Origin of the sequence: Jiella soli, assembly GCF_020615385.1 — a bacterium.
GTDB lineage: Bacteria > Pseudomonadota > Alphaproteobacteria > Rhizobiales > Rhizobiaceae > VKMB-3413.
Window position 1 is genome coordinate 236,265 of the sequence record NZ_JAJAVB010000002.1, and the last position, 18,458, is coordinate 254,722.

The 18,458-nt window shown below is 69.0% G+C and carries 21 protein-coding genes; all 21 read right to left on the bottom strand.

Going from position 1 to position 18,458, the window contains the following annotated elements; all coding sequences use genetic code 11:
* Nucleotides 1-19: 19 nt before the first annotated feature.
* The 21 genes from LH400_RS01420 to LH400_RS01520 all read right to left on the bottom strand — a co-directional run bounded on the left by LH400_RS01420 (nt 20) and on the right by LH400_RS01520 (nt 18,350).
* Nucleotides 20-226, bottom strand: a complete 207-nt coding sequence (locus tag LH400_RS01420; RefSeq protein ID WP_229150860.1) for a hypothetical protein — start codon at nt 224-226, stop codon at nt 20-22.
* Between the two features lie 42 nt (nt 227-268).
* Nucleotides 269-4,153, bottom strand: a complete 3,885-nt coding sequence (locus LH400_RS01425; RefSeq protein WP_229150861.1) for a baseplate multidomain protein megatron — start codon at nt 4,151-4,153, stop codon at nt 269-271.
* Between the two features lie 3 nt (nt 4,154-4,156).
* Nucleotides 4,157-4,618, bottom strand: a complete 462-nt coding sequence (locus tag LH400_RS01430; RefSeq protein ID WP_370638302.1) for an NlpC/P60 family protein — start codon at nt 4,616-4,618, stop codon at nt 4,157-4,159.
* Complete coding sequence (locus tag LH400_RS01435; protein ID WP_229150862.1) at nt 4,615-5,505, bottom strand: DUF2163 domain-containing protein; 891 nt, start codon at nt 5,503-5,505, stop codon at nt 4,615-4,617. The genes LH400_RS01430 and LH400_RS01435 overlap by 4 nt, the downstream gene beginning before the upstream one ends.
* Nucleotides 5,502-6,140: a DUF2460 domain-containing protein gene (locus LH400_RS01440; RefSeq protein ID WP_229150863.1), complete on the bottom strand. Its 639-nt coding sequence runs from the start codon at nt 6,138-6,140 to the stop codon at nt 5,502-5,504. The genes LH400_RS01435 and LH400_RS01440 overlap by 4 nt, the downstream gene beginning before the upstream one ends.
* A gap of 3 nt (nt 6,141-6,143) precedes the next feature.
* A complete protein-coding gene (locus tag LH400_RS01445; RefSeq protein ID WP_229150864.1) occupies nt 6,144-6,719 on the bottom strand; it encodes a phage tail tape measure protein in 576 nt (191 codons plus the stop codon).
* A gap of 4 nt (nt 6,720-6,723) precedes the next feature.
* A complete protein-coding gene (locus LH400_RS01450; RefSeq protein WP_255616753.1) occupies nt 6,724-6,945 on the bottom strand; it encodes a phage tail assembly chaperone in 222 nt (73 codons plus the stop codon).
* Entirely contained in the window at nt 6,942-7,286 is a 345-nt protein-coding gene (locus LH400_RS01455) for a gene transfer agent family protein (RefSeq protein WP_229150865.1), read from the bottom strand. Before LH400_RS01455 ends, LH400_RS01450 begins: the two co-directional genes overlap by 4 nt.
* Nucleotides 7,287-7,288: 2 nt before the next feature.
* Nucleotides 7,289-7,702: a phage major tail protein, TP901-1 family gene (locus tag LH400_RS01460; protein WP_229150866.1), complete on the bottom strand. Its 414-nt coding sequence runs from the start codon at nt 7,700-7,702 to the stop codon at nt 7,289-7,291.
* Between the two features lie 106 nt (nt 7,703-7,808).
* Nucleotides 7,809-8,219, bottom strand: a complete 411-nt coding sequence (locus tag LH400_RS01465; protein WP_229150867.1) for a DUF3168 domain-containing protein — start codon at nt 8,217-8,219, stop codon at nt 7,809-7,811.
* 87 nt (nt 8,220-8,306) lie between these two features.
* Nucleotides 8,307-8,564: a hypothetical protein gene (locus tag LH400_RS01470; protein ID WP_229150868.1), complete on the bottom strand. Its 258-nt coding sequence runs from the start codon at nt 8,562-8,564 to the stop codon at nt 8,307-8,309.
* Nucleotides 8,564-8,896, bottom strand: coding sequence for a phage head closure protein (locus tag LH400_RS01475; RefSeq protein WP_229150869.1), 333 nt, complete (start codon nt 8,894-8,896; stop codon nt 8,564-8,566). The genes LH400_RS01470 and LH400_RS01475 overlap by 1 nt, the downstream gene beginning before the upstream one ends.
* Nucleotides 8,896-9,453, bottom strand: a complete 558-nt coding sequence (locus LH400_RS01480) for a head-tail connector protein (RefSeq protein ID WP_229150870.1) — start codon at nt 9,451-9,453, stop codon at nt 8,896-8,898. Before LH400_RS01480 ends, LH400_RS01475 begins: the two co-directional genes overlap by 1 nt.
* A 68-nt stretch (nt 9,454-9,521) precedes the next feature.
* The gene (locus LH400_RS01485; protein WP_229150871.1) at nt 9,522-10,775 is read right to left on the bottom strand and encodes a phage major capsid protein; all 1,254 of its coding nucleotides are present in this window, start codon (nt 10,773-10,775) and stop codon (nt 9,522-9,524) included.
* A 77-nt stretch (nt 10,776-10,852) separates the two neighbouring features.
* Nucleotides 10,853-11,359 (bottom strand): HK97 family phage prohead protease, encoded by a 507-nt coding sequence (locus LH400_RS01490; RefSeq protein WP_229150872.1) that lies wholly within the window; start codon nt 11,357-11,359, stop codon nt 10,853-10,855.
* A complete protein-coding gene (locus LH400_RS01495; RefSeq protein ID WP_229150873.1) occupies nt 11,356-11,697 on the bottom strand; it encodes a DUF6107 family protein in 342 nt (113 codons plus the stop codon). Before LH400_RS01495 ends, LH400_RS01490 begins: the two co-directional genes overlap by 4 nt.
* 168 nt (nt 11,698-11,865) lie before the next feature.
* Nucleotides 11,866-13,086, bottom strand: coding sequence for a phage portal protein (locus LH400_RS01500; RefSeq protein WP_229150874.1), 1,221 nt, complete (start codon nt 13,084-13,086; stop codon nt 11,866-11,868).
* A 98-nt stretch (nt 13,087-13,184) separates the two neighbouring features.
* The gene (locus LH400_RS01505) at nt 13,185-14,591 is read right to left on the bottom strand and encodes a DNA-packaging protein (RefSeq protein WP_229150875.1); all 1,407 of its coding nucleotides are present in this window, start codon (nt 14,589-14,591) and stop codon (nt 13,185-13,187) included.
* Nucleotides 14,592-14,656: 65 nt separating this feature from the next.
* The gene (locus LH400_RS01510) at nt 14,657-15,487 is read right to left on the bottom strand and encodes a hypothetical protein (protein WP_229150876.1); all 831 of its coding nucleotides are present in this window, start codon (nt 15,485-15,487) and stop codon (nt 14,657-14,659) included.
* A 435-nt stretch (nt 15,488-15,922) separates the two neighbouring features.
* Entirely contained in the window at nt 15,923-17,311 is a 1,389-nt protein-coding gene (locus tag LH400_RS01515; RefSeq protein WP_229150877.1) for a M20 family metallopeptidase, read from the bottom strand.
* A gap of 124 nt (nt 17,312-17,435) precedes the next feature.
* The gene (locus LH400_RS01520; protein WP_229150878.1) at nt 17,436-18,350 is read right to left on the bottom strand and encodes a LysR family transcriptional regulator; all 915 of its coding nucleotides are present in this window, start codon (nt 18,348-18,350) and stop codon (nt 17,436-17,438) included.
* Nucleotides 18,351-18,458: the final 108 nt, after the last annotated feature.

The following is an 18,458-nucleotide window of genomic DNA, read 5'->3' on the forward strand; positions in this document are numbered from 1 at the left end:
GCGGCGGCCGGTCTCCTGGTTAGCCGATCGTCGAGCGGGCCGCTAGCCGGCCGTAGATCGCGACGATCGCGCCGACGGCCCCGGCGCCCTCGATGAGCGCGCTGGTCAGCGCTTCATTTGTGCCGGCATCGACCTCGTAACCGAAGATGCCGGCTCCGGCAGCGGCCAGCGCGACCACGGAGCCCCAGATCGTGCGCGACAGGTACCACGGTTTGGTGTCGTCCATGCCTTTGTCCTTTCTCTTCCCTGGCTGATGGGTCGCCGGCGCTCAGGCCGGCCGCGAAAACTGCGCCCGTCGCGCAGTACCGGCGCCCCAGACGGGGCTCATCTGGGCGAGGTCGACGGTGACGCTGGCGGGCAGCGCGCCGAACGCCGCAATCTGCTCGTCCGCCGTAATGGTGACCGTCGCGGTCTGCGCCTCGCGCGTCAGCACCGTCCCGCCGCCATCGCGCATATCGATGCGGTAGAGTTCCCGCTCCTCGCCGAGCGGCACGTCGAGGGTCTCCCAGCTGTCGCCGCCGGTTCGCGTGCGGCGGATCCAGGAGAGCGTCAGTGCGCCGTCCCCGGCAAAGCGCGCCCTCAGGTGGACCGGCGACAGCGGCCGCACCGAGCGCGGACCGAGCGTCGCCGTGACCGTGACGGCGGCAGGGTCGTCGGCCGGGCGCGACAGCGGAGCGATGCGCCAGTCGAGGCTTCGGCCCACCTCGCCGGCCGTAAGCCCGAGAGCGCCGCACGCCGCATCGAGAAGAACGAAGAGAGCCCCTTCCGCCGCCCCCGCCGCCATGGCGTCCTCGGTCCCGCCCTTGGCGCGCAGGAGTCCCGAGAGCAGGAAGGTCCCGGGAGCAATCTCCTCGGCCCGCTCGAACTGCAGAACCTCGAAGGAGCCGTTCCTGCATTCGACCGCGCACAGGTTCTCGCCGCCATAAAGGCGCTCGCGCGAGATTCCGTAGAGAGCCCCCCGACCAAGCGAGACCTGAAGGCGGTTGCCCCGGTCGATCAGCGCTTCCGGACCGGGGCCGAGCGCCGCGGCGATTCGTCCGGTCTTCGCCGGCCGGATCGCCGTCGCGCGCGCCGCCAGGGCCTCGCCGCCCTCGACACGGGTGATGCCGTAGCCGGTCCATGGGGCCGCGGAAACGGCGAAACGGGCGCCGTCGAGACCGTCGCCGCCGTCAGGCAGCGGCAGGTCGAGGAATGCGACCTTCGGCCGCGACGCAGTCGGGTAAGCGGGTGGCGCCGTTCGCGGCGGGAGTGTGCCGGCGTCCGGCAGCGCCCGCCGGCGCTGCGGCATGCGCCTTGCCGATATCCGTCTGGCGGTGCCGGTCTCGATCCGGCTCACCAGCCACTCGCCGCGCCTGCCGGCAAGCGTCAGGACGTCGCCGGCCTCGACGGCGAGCATCGCCGGAGCGATGCCGAAGGATGCCGCCTCACCGACTGCCCCAGCCTCCTGAAGCATGAGCGCGGCAAACGTCTTCGCCTCGCTCTCCTCGAGTGCGGCGGAAACGCTGACCACCTCCTGACGCGGCTGTTCGATTCCGGCCCGCGCCGCCTCGGCCGTGCCCGGCTGATAGTCGCGCCAGGGATCGAGAAAAGAGAGGCTGATCATATCGGCGCCATCCCCGGCCTCGGCCCGGCGCATTTCGACATAGGGACCACCCAGTTCGGCGAAGCCGTCGATCTCGGCGACCGGCCGCAGCCGGCCGAGCGCCCGGAACACGATCCTCCCGTCCGCCGCGTTCGCGGCGGTGCCGGTGAGACGCAGCAGCCCTTCCAGGAGATCGCGGGCCGAGCTCGGGCCGTCGTCGACATAGCCGGTCAGCGAGGCCTCGACGCCGGACACGTCGAAATCCGCGATTGCGTGGTCCTTGAGGATTGCCGCGATCAGCGCGTCGGCCGGCGCATTGCCGAGCCGCCCGCTCAGCCAGTGCCCGCGTCGCCAGTTCTCGCCGTCGCGCCACAGATCGCTCCGCCCGGGAAAGGCCGGATAGGGCCGCGCGTCCCAGGTCCAGACATGGACCGCCGACGCATCGACCATCCGCCCGCCATAGATGGGCGAGACCGGATTATTCGCCTCGGAAAACCCTCCGGCCGTCTCGTCCCAATAGCCGAGTTGCGTCTCGAGGAACCGCCGCTGGACGAGGTCGTCGCGGCCTCCGGCCGAAAAATGCGGCACATGGCTCTCGGAAGACTTCGGGTCGACGAAGACGTTCGGCTGGTTCGGGCCCTTGTCGATCGCCGGGCAGCCGAGTTCGGTCAGCCAGATCGGCTTGGCCTTCGGCACGTAAGGCGACGGAGAGCCGAGTTCGACGCCGCCGCGACGATCGAAATGCAGGTTGGACCACCAGCCAAGCAGGTCCTTGGCGCGAAACACCCAGGGCTTGCCGGCCGCACCGTCGGTGATCGCCGTGCGCGCCTTCGCGGCGCGGTCGGCCTCGTTCAGATAGTACCAGTCAAAATATTCGCCGCCTGCGATCCCCGCCGAAAGCCCGTCGCGGTCGTAGACGGACGCTGCGTCAGCGCTCTCCGCCACCTCGTCGCGCCAGTCGGCGAGCGGCAGATAGTCGTCGATGCCGATGACGTCGATCGCATCCGAAGCCCAGAGCGGGTCGAGATTGAAGAAGACGTCGCCGGAGCCGTCCTCCGGGTGATAGCCGAAATATTCGCTCCAATCGGCGGCATAGGTCACGACGGCACCCGGCAGCATCGCCTTCACCTCGCCGGCGATGTCGATCAGTCCCTCGACGAAGGGAAAGTGGCCGGCGTCGTCTCGCAGACGCGTCAGCCCGCGCAGTTCCGACCCGATGACGAAGGCGTCGACGCCGGCGGCAGCCGCCAGATGCGCCTGATGGAAGATCATCCGCCGGTAGGACCATTCGTCCGGCCCCGAATAGGTGAGAACGCCGTCCTCGAAGCTGAAATCTGAAGGCTCGGCCGTCCCGAGAAAGGCTGCGATGTCGCTCCTCGCCGTCGCCGTCCGATCCGCCGTCCCGCCGCGCTCCGGCGCGATGTCGAGGCTGATCCGGCCGCGCCAGGGAAAGGCCGCCTGCTCCGCGCCGCCATAGGGATCGGGAAGTCCGTTACCCGGCGGCACGTCCATCAGCATGAACGGGTAGTAGGTCACCGACAGGCCCCGCGCCCGAAGATCGGCGATCGCGCGCAGAACGCCGGCATCGCTCGGCGTACCGCCATAGGCCGGCCCGCCGTCCACCCAGCTGACGCGCTCGGCCTCCCCGCGCGTGATCGGGCCGACGCGCCAGGCTTCGGTCTCGTCGCGCGCGGAGATCTCGACCCGCGGCGTCAGCCGGCAGTGGCCCGCCCTCAGATCGTCGCCAAACCAGGAGACGACGAGCGCGGCGCGCTGAAGCGCCGGACAAAGCGCCTGGAGTTCGTCGAGCGAAGCGGCCCAGTCGCTCGGCGCGTAGAGCATGTTCCGGTTGACCAGCCGATCCTCGCCCTCGCCGATCCGCTCGCGCACGACGGCGGGGTCGAGCCCGTGCTCGCTGGCGCCGGGAATGATGGTCACCGCCTTGAGCTGGCCTTCGAGAGCGCCAACGGGGCGCAGCACCTCGCAGGAGATCTGCGGAATCCGGTTGCCCCAGCGCCCCAGCGGCATGCGCTCGAAGACGAGATAGGCGAGGCCGCGATAGGCCGGCGCGCGGCCCGGTCCCTGCTGGGCCTCGATGAGCGGATCAGGGGCCTGGGTCTCATCGCCGAGATAGACCCTCAGCGACACGGTCTCGAGGTCGAGTTCCTCGCCATCGGCCCAGATGCGGCGGATCGCGGCGATCGGTCCTTCGCACAGGCCGACCGCGACATTGCCGAAATAGCTGTAGGTCGTGGTCTCGACCTTCTGGCCGCCGCCCTTGCCGCCCTGGCGCTCGGTCTGGGTCTCCTCCTCGAACCGCGTCGTCCAGATCACCTGCCCGGCGACGCGCGCGGTGCCGTAGACGCGCGCGATCCCGGCCCCCTCGTCGGCCTGCATGATCCTCGTGTTCGACAGCCGCGCGCCCTGCCGACGGGTCGTGCCGCCAAACAGCGTGCTGTCGACCGCGGCGCCGGCGAGTCCGCCGACCGCCCGGCCGAGAACGGCACCGAAGGGGCCGCCGAGAATGCCGCCGACGAAGCCGCCGGCCGCCTGCAGAAGGATCGTCGCCATGGCTTACTCCGGAAAGCGGAAGGCGCCGGCGATCCGCCGCCGCCAGGCGTTCGGCATGGGCGAGGAGACGACCGCGGCGCCCTCATAGGCGTGGATCAGCCGCCCGTCCTCGTCGAGGATCGCGCAATGGGTGGCGGGCGACTGGGCGCGCCAGCGAAAGAGGACGACATCGCCCGGGCCGGCCTCGGCCATCGCCAGGGGAAGGAGATGCCGGCCCGCCGCCGCCATCAGCCGGTCCGGGCCGCCGCGCAACGCCCAGCTCCTACCGTAGGAGCCCGGATCTTCCGGTTCGATCCCGTAGAGTTCGCGAAAGACCCCGCGCAGGAGACCCAGGCAGTCCGAGCCGACCTGCTTGCGGCAGCCCTGATGGCGGTAAGGCGTGCCCAGCCAGGTCCGCGCTTCCATGAGCGCCTCCTCGCGGCGTCCGCGGCGGCGTTCCTGGCCGGCATGTGCTGCGGCACTCATGGCACCACCGGCGAGCCGTCGAAGACGCCGTCGGACTTGGCGACGGCGAGCGCCGCATCCGCACCCGGCATATGCGGAAAGCCGCGGAAATTGACGCTGTTTGAAAAGCGCAGGCGACAGGTCTCGAAGCTCTTGTCGCAGCCCTGCGTCACCTTGATCCGATCGCCGGCGGCGAGGCCTGCCTCGATCGCCTCCGCGAGGAAGAACCTCACTGTTCCAAGGCCGCTCTCGGCCGCCGAGACGATGTCGGCGGCCAATCCCGCTCCCTGCCCGGCAAGGACGGCGAGCCGGCCGGACGAGAAAGCGCTGGCGGCCGCGCCGAGATCGCTCGCGGTCTCGATCGACGCTCCCGTCGCCGCGAAAATCACCGCCTCGACGGTAAAGGGCGGCGTCGAGGCCGGAAAGCCGCAGCGCGCGTCGCCGAAGACGGCGTCGCAGCGGCGCCGATAGAGCCGTCCGCGGACCCGGTCGAGGCGGGTGGCGATGCTCCTCAACTCGGCCGTGAAGGCGGTCTCGCCGCGTTTCACCTCGCCGAGCTCAGCGACATCGAGCCGCAGATGGGCCGCCGGATTCTGCCAGTCGACGACGAAGGTCTCGACCGTCGCGCCGTCGTAGCGCCCGGCGAAGATGTCGACCTCCTCGATTGCCGCCGAGGACAGCGCCCCCTCGACCTCGCGCGTCGTCGCGGCGAGGCCGAGTTCCTCTTCCGCTTCGCTCGCCGAAAGCCCTGTCGCCGCGGCAAACAACGTCCCGTCGAAGGACAGCGGCGCGTCGTGGTCGGTGAAGCCGAGGACGGTCCCGTCGCGCCTCGTCAGCCGCCAGCAATTGGCGAGCGTCGTCGCCGGACCCTTCGTCGCCGCGGCAAGCGCGGGGGGCAGCTGTTTCATGGCCGGATCTCGATCAGCGGAATGGAGGGGATCTCGCCCGCCTCGAAGGCGGCGAGATTGACGGAGAGATGGTCGAGGTCGAAGCGCACGGGGACGTCGAACTCGAAGCCGGCGGTCACAAGCGCGCCGGCTGTCGGAGCGACGGCGAAGGTGACCGCGCCCGTGGTCGCATCCACGCTGAAACCGTCGTCGCCGAGCTCGATCCCGTCGCCAGCGACCCGCACGGTCCCAGTGACGGGCTTTTCGATCGGGCGGCGATAGGCCCCCTCGTCCGCCCCGTAGACCTTGACCAGGGCGAACGCCGTCGCCGAACCATCCCCGACCGCGATAGCTTGGTCCAGCGGCGAGACCGGAGCGCCATGGGCGGCCGATCGCCAGTCGAGCGGGTCGCGAAATCGAAACCCCGTCAGCTTGCCGCGGCGCACCTCGAAGAAGGCGACCACCGCGACGAGATCGGCGAGGCTCTTGACGCCCGAGCCCGCATCGTAGCGGCGGGTCGAGTGCCGATGGCGCTGGTTGCGGTGCTCGAAGCCAGTGGACAGGCGGACGATCTCGGTCAGCCGCTCCGGGCCGCCACTCGTGCCGAAGGCGATCCGGAGCGGGAACCGCTCCTCGGAAAAGCTCTCGATCGTCATGGGTCAGAGCCCGCGCCGGCCGCGCCCCGCCGCGCGGGCGAGCATGGCCTGGATCTGCGCCTCGGCACGTTGGAAGCTCGGCGCGTCCGGCGTCGACACGTTGAAGACGATCGACGGTCCCGCGTGCGCCGCCGGAGCCGCGACGCCGAGCGATCCGTCCGTGCCGCGCTTCAGGGGCAGGATCGCCTCCGCCCCCGCCTCGCCCATCAGGCCGAGCTTGCCTCCCGTCGGAAAATAGCTCGGCGCCGCCACGACCCCACCCTTGGCGAAGGGCGTGACGGTGGGGGCGCCGATCGCCCCCGAAACCGCATCACCCAATCCGCTGAAGAGCGGGCCGATCGCGCTCGATGCGAGACCGGTCAGCGGCTTGAGCGCGGCGTCGAGAGCGATCGCCGAGATCCTCTGGCCGAGCTGGCGCAAAACGCTCTCGAACGAGCGACCTCCGACAATGGCGCCGCTGAAGGCCGAGGTCAGCGCCGAGCCGAAGCTGTTCGCCCGTTTGGTGATGTCATCCAGGGCGCGCTCCAGGCCGCTCGTATCCGCCGCGACGGCAACGGTCAGCGTCTCGTCCTCGTTCATCTCGTCATCCTCGATCGGGAAAGCGCCGCATCAGCGCGGCCAGGTCGTCCCGCCCCGGCGCGCCCACATGCGCGGGCAGATGCGGGATCGCAGCGGCGGCAAGCTCGCGCGGGGTCATCGTCCAGAATTCGGCCGGCGAAAGGCCCATCAGGCCGATCCCCAGCGCCATCGCCTCGTCCCAGGGAAAGGCCGCGCCGGCAGCCCCGTCCGCCGGCGCGGCTCTCAAGGGTCCGGCGCCGGCTCCACCGACCGGTCGGCGCTGCCGAACGCCGCCGTGAGCAGCTTTGCGGCCAGAGCCGCCGCGCCGGCCGCCCCGCCGTCGATCCGCATGCTCTCCACCTCGCCGTCGCTCACTTCGGCCCCCGCCCCCCTGAGGCCCGCCCCGATGATGCGAACGAGATCACGCGCCGAGAGCCGGCCACCACCGAACCGCGCGGCGAGGTCCGCCAGATTGTCGGCCGAGAAGGCGTCCTCGAGTTCGGCGAGAGCGCCGAGCGTCAGACAGAGCCGCCGCTCACGCCCTTCGATGATGGCGCCGACTTCGCCGCGGCGACGGTTCACCGCCATCGTCACAGCACCGAAAAGCCGAGCGCGCCGGCCGATTCCAGCGTCGCCTCAAAGGTCACCTCGCCATTGTGCTCCCCGCCATATTCGAGGGCCGTGACCTGAAACGGACCGGAGACGATCCCGAAGTCCGGAATCACCGCCTGGAAGGCAACGATGCGGGAGTCGAAGAAGATCTGCCGAAGCGACGCGTCCGAGGCGGCATCCTTGAAGATGCCGGAGCCGGACAGGGACGCGCGCTGGACGCCGGCGCCGCCGAGGAGTTCCCGCCACCGCCCGGCGCTCTCGGTATCGGTAATGTCGACGGTCTCGGCATTGAAGGCGATCCGGCGGGTCCTCAGCCCCGCCAGGGTGACGAAGTTGCCGTCGCCGTCCTCATCGACCTTCAAGAGGAGGTCCTTGCCTCGCTGTGCGGTCATTCTGACACATCCTGTCTCTGCGGAAGCCAAAGAAAAAGGCGGCCCGTCGGACCGCCTCGAAACCGTTCTGAAATCGTGATCGCCCGACCGGCGGGCGCGCCGTCGCTCAGGCCAGCGGTTCGGTCACCGCACGGAACCGGAGGATCCCGTGATAGGTCGCAGAATCCGGCTCCTGCCGTGCTTCCGCGAACTGGAGCTGCAGGTTGACCAAGTGATGGCCCTCGAGCGGCAGATGCGCGTCGTCGAGCTTGCGCGACACCTTGTCCATGATCTCGTAGGTCTCGGCCTTGCCACCGCCCTTGGCCCACACATGCAGCGTCAGAATGTGTTCCGCGCCGTCTTCCGTGCCGGTCGACCAATCGACGACGGCCGTCCTGCCAAGCGTCAGATAGGGAAACTTGGCACGTTCCGGCCGGCGATCGAAGACTTTCGGACCGCCAAGGAGCGCCGTCAGCGCCGGATCGGAGGTCAATGTCTCGAAAATCGTTTCCTGCAGTTCAGCGCTGGGATGCGCCATCGCTTCGGCCCTCGTTCACGGTTTCTGACCATCTGAAACATATGCCACGATCGACGGTCCGTCACGACACGCGACACCTCGATTTCATCAACTGTTCGTAAAACCTGATCCGTCGAGTCGATAAGTCGTCGCCGGCGTTGTTGTTCCATTCGAGGACAGCGCCGATGCCTCGAAGTCCGCTAGAACGTTTAGCGCGTCGGGACTCGCGGTCAGCAAGGATGTCTCCGGCAGATTGCGGATCGTCGCGGACGCATCACCCAGCCGATGCCGCGCCAGGATCAGGACCGCCTTGTGGCGGACGCTCGCAACGAGCCGTCCCGGATCGATGCGCAAGGAAAGCCGCATCAGGCCTCTTCCTCGCAGCGGCAGATCAGGAACCGACCGGTCTCATCGGGATCATGCACTGAGCGGATGATGAGACGCCGCTCGCCGAGGCGGAACGACTGTCCGCGTTCCAGACCGGAGACGGTGCGGCAGATCACCCGATGCGTCACGGTGACCTCCCGGCGGTCGAAGCGCTCGCGCGCCTCCACGCCGGTCGGCTCGACATGCACCGAGAGTTCGCGCAGTTCCTGCCATGCGGTCGCTGCGCCGCCGGCTCCGTCGGAAATTTCCACCGGCGCCTCCAGCACAGCCCGGCGGCGCAGGAGCCCGGGATCGAGAAACAGCGGCGCCATCAGATCCGCACCCGCCGATAGGGCGCGATCAGTGTCGCAGCGAGATCCGGCATCAGCGCCGGCTGCATGTCCGGTCCCACCGCCGCCCTCGTCTCATAGCTTGCGGCGACGATCGTCTTCAGGGCGAGCAGGAGGTTTTCCGGAACCTTTCCGGCCGAAAATCCTGCCGTGAACTCGATCTCGATACCGTTCGCGGCAGCCTCCCGCGCTGCTGGCGACAGCCGGAAGGCCTCGAGGCCCATCGACCGTTCGATCACCACATCTTCCGCGTCCAGCAGGTTCGGCGTTCCGTCTGCGGCAAACGCCGTGACCGGACCGAGCGCCTCGAGCGGATGCCGCGTCGCCTCGATCCAGCCATGCGGCGGAACCGGGTCAAGAACAAGCCGAAAGCTTCGCTGCGAGAGGGCAAGGCCGGTCGCGGTTTCGATCGCCTCCCGCGCGGCGCGGATCAACGCCGCGATGAGGCCGTCCTCGTCGTCGCGCTCTATCCGCGCCCACAGCTTCGCGTCGGCGACTGAGACGGGCTCCTCCACCACGCCGAGATCGATGGTCGTCATGAGCACCCCCAAAAAAAGAAAAAGGGGCCGGACGTCGCCGCCCGGCCCCGATCACGCAGCCGCCTCTATCAGGCCGAGAAGTCGAGGAACTTCGCCGCGTCGAAGTCCTGGACGCCGCCGCCGACCCGCTTGGTGGTGTAGAAGAGGACGTAGGGCTTGGCCGAATAGGGATCGCGCAGCACCCGGACGCCCTGGCGGTCAACGACCAGGTAGAACCTGGCGAAGTCACCGAAGGCGATGGCCTTCTCGCCGACCGCGACGTCCGGCATGTCCTCGGCCTCGACGAGCGGGAAGCCCATCAGCGTCGCGCGCGCTCCTGCTGCCGAGGGCGGCTGCCAGAGATAGTTGCCGTCGGTGTCCTTCAGCTTGCGTACCGTCGCCTGGGTGCGCCGGTTCATCACGAAGCTGGCGTTCTGCCGGTAGCCGGCCTTCAGCGCATAGACGAGGTCGACCAGCGCGTCGGCCGCCGTCCCCGCCGCGAACCCGCCATCGGCGCCGGTGGAAACGGTCCCGACCGAACCCCAGGCCCAGACGCTCTCGTCGACCGTCGGATAGGTCATGAAGCCCTTCGGCTTGGCGACCCCGTCGCCGGAGACGAAGGCGGCGCCTTCCTGGGCGGCGAAGGCCTGCTCCACCTCCTCACCGATCCAGCGGTCGATATCGACGGCCGCGTCGTCGAGCAGCGTGTTGGTCGCCGCCGGCATGGCGTAGAGTTCCATGGTCGGGAAGGAGAGCTCGGCGAGTTGCGGCGCCGTCGTCTGGGGACGGGCGTCGGTCTCGGCGACCCAGCCGGTCTGCGCACCGGAGATCGCGAAAGGCTTCTTCAGGATCGCCGAGGACACCATGCGCACGGTGGCGATGGAACGGACCGGCGAGATCGCGGCGAGCCGCCGGCCGATCTCCGTCTCGGTCTCGTCGGGAACCAAAAAGCCGCCGTCGGCCCCCGTCAGGCTCGACATCGCCTTTTCCTCGATCCGACGCATCGGCGCCTCGTCACCGCCGCGCACATAGCGCTCGAAGGCGGCCTTGTGCTCGCTCGGCACGCCGCGCCGGTGCTCGGCTCCGCCCCCGCCCAGCGCCGGGCGCATCTCCTTCAGTGCCAGGCGCTCGATCTGCCGCTCCTGGGCGTCGAGTGCCCGGGAGAGGCGCTCGACCTTCTCCTCGGTGACGACGTCGGCATGCATGCGCCTCTCGATCTCGCCGAGCCGGGCGTCGTTCGCCTCGCGGAACACCTCGAAGGTCCGCATGAACTCGTCACGGGCGCCCTCGACCTGCGGCGCATGCGTCTTGGTCTCGAAGTCCGGATGGGACGTCTCGCTCATCATCGTCTCCTGTTTGCGAAGGAATGTCCGACGGTCCGCCGGCGGACGAACATGCTCCCGAAGCGCCGGCTCTTGCGTCAGCGGATGGTCTGCGGGATCGAAGGCAGGCGGATCAGCCGGGCGCGCTCCTGCATCGGGAAGGTGACGAGCGAGATCTCCCAGAGATCGATCGTCACCAGGCGCCGGCGCGTCGGCCCGATTCCGCGCCGCGCGAGCTTGGTGCGGAAGCCGATCGAGAGCCCGTCGAGGGCGCCGGCCGCGACCAACCCCGCGGCCTCCCGTCCGCTCGTCGTTCCCAAAGCGAGGTCGCCCTCGACATAGAGACCGGTTCGGTCTTCTCGGATCACGCGCCAGATCCCGACGGGCCTCGCCACGTCGTGCTGCCACAGCATGCGGATGCCGGAGGCGCCGCGCCCTCGGAGCGAGGCGGCGAAGGCGCCGGGCTCGATCGCGTCGCCGGCCTGGTCGGTCTCGCCGAAGAGCGCCGCATAGCCGCGGATCGTCGCCGCCTGCGGGTAACCGATCCCGGCAAGGACAGGATCGGCCGCCAAGGCGGCGGCCGCGGACCGCGATCCGCCGCTCATTTGCCTCCTCCCGACATGTTGCCGCGAGGCCGGAACAGGCCTTCGGCGAAGCGCGACAGGACACCGAGCGCCCACCAGGCGCAGAGGCTGGCGGAGGCCGACCCCATCAACACGAGGTCGACCGCGTCGAGCGTTCCGTCGAGCTTCAGCCTCTCCGCCAGCATCAGCCCGGCGGGCGGGCCGAAGACGATACCCGTGACGAGCCCGATCAGGAAGCGGATGGCCGCTTCCCGTCGTCCGCGCGGCAGGAGATAGGCGACGGAGATCGCGGCTCCCGCCGTGGCACCGGCGATCTTCGACAGCCAGAGCGCCAGACCGGAGATCGGTTCCAGACTCATGATTTTCCTCCCCGGCTCCCGCGGCTGCGATCGCAGATCCGATTGACGTCGCAGAGAGATCGCAGCATGATTCGCCCGTCCTGAACTCTTGATGTCGTGGCATTCTCGGCGGCGCTCCGCGCGCCGCCTCTCTTTGTGTACAGGTCCAGACCAACCCAAGATCGGGCGTCAGCGCCCCGTGCCGTAGCCGACGGCCTGGCGCTTCTCGTCCCGGCTGAGGAAATCCACCCCGCTCACCCTCGCCCAGAGCGCCTCGCGCTCGGCGCTCAGCCCGTCGACGCGGTCGAGATCGGCTCTGAGCTGAAGCCGCGGCAATCCGTAATGGCCGCCGAGCCAGTCGCCGATCGCGCCGCAGAGCCGGTTCAGGAGCGGCAGCACCGTCAGCCGGTAGAGTGCCCGGTTCGCTTCGGTATAGTTCGAATAGGTCGCGTCGCCGGGGATCCCGAGCAGCATCGGCGGCACCCCGAAGGCCAGCGCGATGTCGCGTGCCGCCCCGTTTCGCGCCTCGACGAAGTCCATGTCCTTGGGCGAGAGCGCCATCGCCTTCCAGTCGAGCCCGCCTTCGAGCAACATCGGCCGTCCGGCACGGGCCGAACCGGCGTAGCCGGTCTCGAGCTCGGCCTTCAGCCGGTCGAACTGGTCCGGAGCGAGATTGCCGCCGTCGGCGGGCTTGTAGACCAGAGCCCCGGACGGACGGGCGGAGTTGTCGAGCAACGACTTGTTCCAGCGCGAGGCCGCGTTGTGAAGATCGAGAGCCGTCTGGGCTGCGGCGAGCGGCGGGTAGCCGGCGATGTCGGCGAGCGGGTGGAACAGCCGCACATGCAGAAGCGGCGCCGGCTTGTCGCCCTGTCCCTCGGCGGCAATCCGCCGGACGCTTCCACCGACCCGGTACTCGTAGGCCTCCGGCCAGCCGTCGCGATCCTCGACGACCCGCACCCGGTCCGGCCTGAGCGCGTGCAGGGCCCGGATCTCGCCGGCCAGCATTCCGGCTTCGAGATAGGCGTTGCCCGACAGAAGGAGGTGCCCGCACAGCGTCTCGACGAGGCCGCTGCCGTCGGTCGCGGCGTTCGGCCGGCGCAAGAGCTCGATGAGCGGATGGTCCTCGATCTCGGCCGTCCCGTCATAGAGCAGCATCGGGATCGCCGCCGCCGTCTCGGCGATCATCCGCACCGAGCGGTAGACGACCGGGTTCTGCATGAAGCCGGTTCGCGCCAGCGCCGGATAGGAGCGCTCGGTCCAGGCATCGGATCCTGCGCCGCTGAAGACCAGCGTGCCGGCCGGCGGTGCAAAGGATTTGCGCCCGGCCTGGCGGTCCGCCTCCGCCGTTTCGGCGCGCGCGTCCGTGTCCGCCCGGCCGAGCCAGGCGGCGATCGTGTTCCTGATCGTCATCGATTGCTCCTGTTTGCCGGAAGACCGAAGACTTTTCCGGCAGCACGCTTCATCCGGCCACGGCCAGTTCCGGCCCCAACGCTTGGCGGAAAAGATCTCTAAAGCCCGCGCACACGCGGATCCTGCGCCGGCCCGATGAGCGCCGTCACCGCCCAGACCAGCGCGTCCAGTCGGTCGGGGGAGCGGCCGCCGGACAGCCCGTCCGGTCCGAAGTCCGCCATCTCGTCCTCGAGCTCGGCGAAGCGGCCGGCATGACGCACGCGCCCCTGTTCGTAGAGCGCGGCGACCGGCTCGGCGCGGACCCATTTGCCCCGGCTCGCCCGAACCGCCTTGAACGCGGCCGACGGGGCTTCGGCCCTGATCACTGCCTCGACCATGTCGCCGCCCTGGTTCACCTCGGCGACGATCCTGTCGGCACCGAGCCGCTCGTAGAGCGCGACGGCCGCCCTTGCCCATTCATGCGGTTTCGCCCCGCGTCGCGAGGCATCGGCGAGAACGTAGATCGCCGACCCGGTCGATGCCCCGCCGGCGGCGATGCCAGCACCGATCCCGGCGGCGATGATCCCGCAGGCGTCCGAGCGCTTGTGCGAGCTCGCCGGCGGATCGACGGCGACGACGATGCGGCGTAGCTCAGGGGCCGCGCGCACCCGGCTGCGTTCGATCGTGGCGAGGTCGAACAGCGCGTCCTCGCGGCTAGCTAAGATCAGCCCGTCGAGTTCCTGCCGCCCGAGCCGGGTGCCGCCATAGCGGGCTTCGATCGCCGCCCAAAAACCCGGGGCGAGGTTCGCGGCATTTTCGGCCGTGCGCATGTGGGTGGTCACGGTCCCTTCGCTCTCGATCAGCCGCTTCAGGAGCGGGATCGGGCGCGGCGTCGTCGTGAACAGCGCCCGCGGCCGGTCCCCCAGCCGCAGGGCGAATTGCAGATTGTCGAAGCAGGCCTCGCCATGCACCCATTTCGCCAGCTCGTCGCCCCAGGCGAGATCGAACTGGTAGCCACGCAGCGCATCCGGGTCTTCCGAGGAGAAGATCTGCGCGATCGCTCCATTGGCGAAGACCAGCCGCCGCCGGCTCGCCTCGAAGACAGGCCGCGAACCGCGCGCCACCGCCAGAAGTCCGCTCTCGCCGTCAACCATCACCTCCCGGGCATCTCCGAGCGTCTCGGCGATCAGCCCGATCCGGCCATGGGGGCGCGTGGCGAAAGGCGCCTCGCCCGCCGCCATGGCCTGCACCCATTCCGCGCCCGCACGCGTCTTGCCCGAGCCCCTGCCGCCGATCATCAGCCATTGCCGCCATTCGCCCGCAGGCGGCAGCTGCGCCCTGCGGGCGACGGAGGCCCATATCGGCTTCGACGTTTCGATGACCTTTCGGGGCGGGATCTCGGAAAGGCTGCCCACCGCCTCCCAGAACTCCGGCTCCGACAGGAGCGCCTCGGGCGGCAGGTCGGATGCGGGTGCTTCCTCGACGACGTCTTGCCGCCCGACGTCTTCCTCGCTCGCCGCCGCCATTCGCGCTCCATGTCCTCTGCTCCAGGATCGCCGATCGCCGGCTCCGTCTGCCCGGCCCGGGCTCGTCAGTTCGGCAGAGCGTCCCTGAGACCGGCGACACCAGTTGGCCCTTCCGGCTCGCCTGCAGCCGGCAGATGTCCGGCATAGGCGCCGGTCTGCGGGTCGAAGAGCGTCGGCCCCGCACGCCTGCGGGCATCGAGGTTCCGCAATCCCAGCAGAAACTCCGCCCGCAGCCGTTCGGTCTCGGCACGGTCTTCGGCACCGCCCTGCCCGGCCAGCATCTCCAGCCGCTTCAGCTCCAGGAGCTTTTCGAGCGTGCGGGTCAGCTGGCCGAGCGCCTCGGCCCGCTCCTTGGAACGCGGCCCGCCAGCCCGGCCGGCAGTCCCGGCCCTAGCCGTTGAACCTTCCGCTGGCGCCGCAGAACGCTTGCACGCCGCTCCGTTCTTCGCCCGTCTCTTGCGTGCGACATCCCCGGGACCTTCCGGCTCCACCGGTTCGACCGCCAAATCCCCTTCGGCGGCCGCCCGCCTGAATAAGACCGGCTTCCGCGGCCGGCCGAACGCACTCTTCGGCACGCCCTGCCCCATGCGTTCGGCGCCGTACGCGGTCCCAGACCGCTCCTCGCCCGCCGCATCCTCGCGCAGATCCAAGCCCGGTCCAGCCTCGCCCTCCCGGCACGGGCCCGCGATCTCGGCTGCCTCGTCTTCGGCCTCTTCCACCAGAGCACCCGCACCAGTCTCCGCGCCCGCACCAGTTCCCCCGCCTGCACGGCCCGCCGCCGCGACGGCGTCCAGCCCCTGCCCAATCTGAGGATTTTCTTCCTTGTAAAGCGATTCCAGCACCGCGATCTCTTCGGTGAGCAGAGCCAGCAGCCGTTCCGACAAGAGAATGGTCATGGGGATTGCCTCGTCTCAACCGCCTGCAGCCAAACACAATGGACCGGCAGCCGGGCAGCCGCTCTGGAAGTCCGAAGTCCGGGTAGACCCATCCAGCAGCACCAATCGGCATCGCTGGCTTTGCCGTAGGCCTCCGCACAAACAAAAAGGCGGCCGGTTGATCACCGTGCCGCCCCGCAATTTCTCGACTGTGCCTGAACCCTATCCGATCACCGTGACGGTGTCAATGACTTTTTTCCTATTTTGATAAGCGAGGACGTGGCGGCGATCCGAAGTCCAAGCTCTTCTGGCAGGCCGGCCCCCGTTCCCATGAAGGAGGCATACGTCCTACCAGCCAGAGGCCTTGGCCTAAGTTCTTCAAAGCTGTCCACCGCCGGCCCGCAGCGGCTCGGCCTGCACGAACCGCGATCGCGCGTCCATCAGGCTCGCCTTCCGTCAGGCGCCCTTCGGCGGCTGTTCGCCGAGATCCCAATAGAGCCCCGCCATCATCGCCAGCCCTTCCTTTACGATATGCGTCGGCATGTGTTCGTTCGGTGCGTGCTGAGAGCAACCGGGGTAAGAGTGCGGGACCCAGATCGTGCGCATGCCGAGGATGTCGGAAAACGCGTCGTTGGGCAGCGAACCGCCCAGGTTCGGCAGGATCGCAGGCTTGCCGCCGGTCGTCCGCTCGATGGACTCCACTGCCCAGGTCACCCACGGATCTTCCGGATCGAGACGTGTCGCTTGGAAGAGCCCGTCCCTGGCGAGTTCGACCTTCACGTTCCCCAGGCCCTGCCGCTCCAGATGGCGGCGGATCGCCGGAACGACGGCGAACGGATCGATACCGACGACGAAGCGCAGCTGCATGCGCGCCCAGGCGCGGGGCGGGATCGCGTTCACCGGCGTCTTGGGGTTGCCGGCCTCGTAAGCGAGGACTTCCAGCGAGCACCATCCGAAGACGCGCTCGGTCGGCGTGAGGCCGGGCTCGCCCCACCAGGGCTCGACCTCTTTGCCTTCCGGTCCCTGCATGATGTCGCAGTCGGCGAGAACCTTGCGGACCGAAGCCGGAAGCTCCTCCGGCACCATTTCCGGAATGCGGATCTGCCCGGTCGGCCCGACCAGGGTGGCGATCGCGTGCGAGAGCTGGATCGCCGGGTTCGAGACGAGCCCGCCCCAATTGCCGGAGTGGCGGCCGCCTTCGCGCGCGTCGATCCACATGTCGAAGGCGATACCGCCGCGCGAGCCGAGAAAGATCGTCGGCCGCTCTTCGGACAGCCGCGGACCGTCCGAGGCGATCAGGACGTCCGCCTTCAGCCGCTCGCGGTTCTCGGCGCACAGCTCGCGCAGGCCCGGCGAGCCGACTTCCTCGCCCATCTCGATCAGATATTTCGCGTTGAAGCCGAGCCGCCCGCGCGTTTCCAGGACCGCCTCCAGCGCATCGAGGTTGATCGCGTGCTGGCCCTTGTTGTCGACGACGCCGCGGCCGTACCACCGGTCGCCCTTGTCGGTCATCGTCCAGGGAGCGAGACCCTCGTCCCAATCGGCGTCGAGACCGCGGATGACGTCGCCATGGCCGTAGCCGAGCACCGTCGGCAGATCGGGATCCTCGGTCCGTTCTGCGATGAGGAACGGCGCGCGTGCGGCCGGATGCTCGACAACCTCAGTCTTGAAGCCGAGCCGCTGAAGATTCGGGATCATCTCCCGTTCCAGATAGTCGGAGAGCGCCTCCGCCCGCTCGGGGTTCTGGCTCTCCGTCGGCATGGCGACGCGGCGCGCGAGCGTTTCGCGGAAGGAGCCGTCCTCGAAGACGGCTTCGGCACGGGCGATGGCGGCTTCTCTGGTCAAGGGACGTGTCGCTCCTTTTGATGATCGACGACCGGTCACGGTCGGCGCGCAGGATTGGCGAGCCTCCGCGGCCGGGTCAAATTCGGAAATCGCAAGGGATGATGCGGCAGGCGCAACTCCGCTGTCACGTGTCCTCGGCCGAGACGTCGGCCCCGCCCTGGCGCCGCGCCGCCTCCCGGATCAGCGATGCGAGCCGATTGACCGAGGGCGTGCGCGGTTGCCATTTCGGGAAGATGAACACGTAGCGCAGCTCGATCGGCGGCTCGAACGGCCGGATGACCATGGCAGGCTTTAGGCTGGAGCGCGCCACGAAGCCGTCGGCGATCGCAACGCCCAGGCCGCGGCCTGCGAGCTCGCACGCCACCTGGCCATTCGGCGTCTCCAGACGGATCGTCGGCTGGCGGCCGATCTTGCGGAACGCGGCGTCGATATGCTGCCGTACGACCGTGCGCGGGGCGTTGGCGACGAGCGGCATGTCAACGAGATCGCTGACGTGTACGCGGTCCTTCTGTGCGAGCGGATGATCGTGGCGCATGACCGCGACCGCGCGCACCGCGACCATCGGTTCGACATCGATGACGTCGCTGTCCAACGGCAGAACGGTGATGCCGAGGTCGAACTGTTCGCGGCCGAGCCAGATCTCGATGTCGAGCCGCGAACGCGAATCGATCGATGCCGTGAAGCCGGAATCCTCCTGCGTCATGACCGCGATGGCGTCGGCGAGCAGCGCATCCGTCACATGCGGCGCGGTCAGGATGCGCACGTGACGGCGCTGCCTGTCGCGCACCCGCTCGGCGGCGTACATCGCTTCGTCGAGCGTGTAGAGCGCGTGCTCGACATGAGCATAGAATTCGCGCGCCTGCTGGGTCGGGACGAGCCGCCTGTTCTTGCGGGTGAACAACGGAAAGCGGATTTCATCCTCGAGTGCGGCGAGCAGGCGGCTCACCTGCGGCTGGGTCCGGCGAAGGCGTTCGGCCGCCGCGTTGACCGAGCCGCCTTCCATGAAGGCCCTCAGCGCTTCCAGTCCTTTCAGGTTCATCCCGGCCCTTTCATATGCGCTTTCCGCATGAACCGTTACAAACTCCGAAATTGACGCATGGTACAAGCCAGCTAGGCTGACTTTTCAACCGTGAAAGAGGTGCGGAGC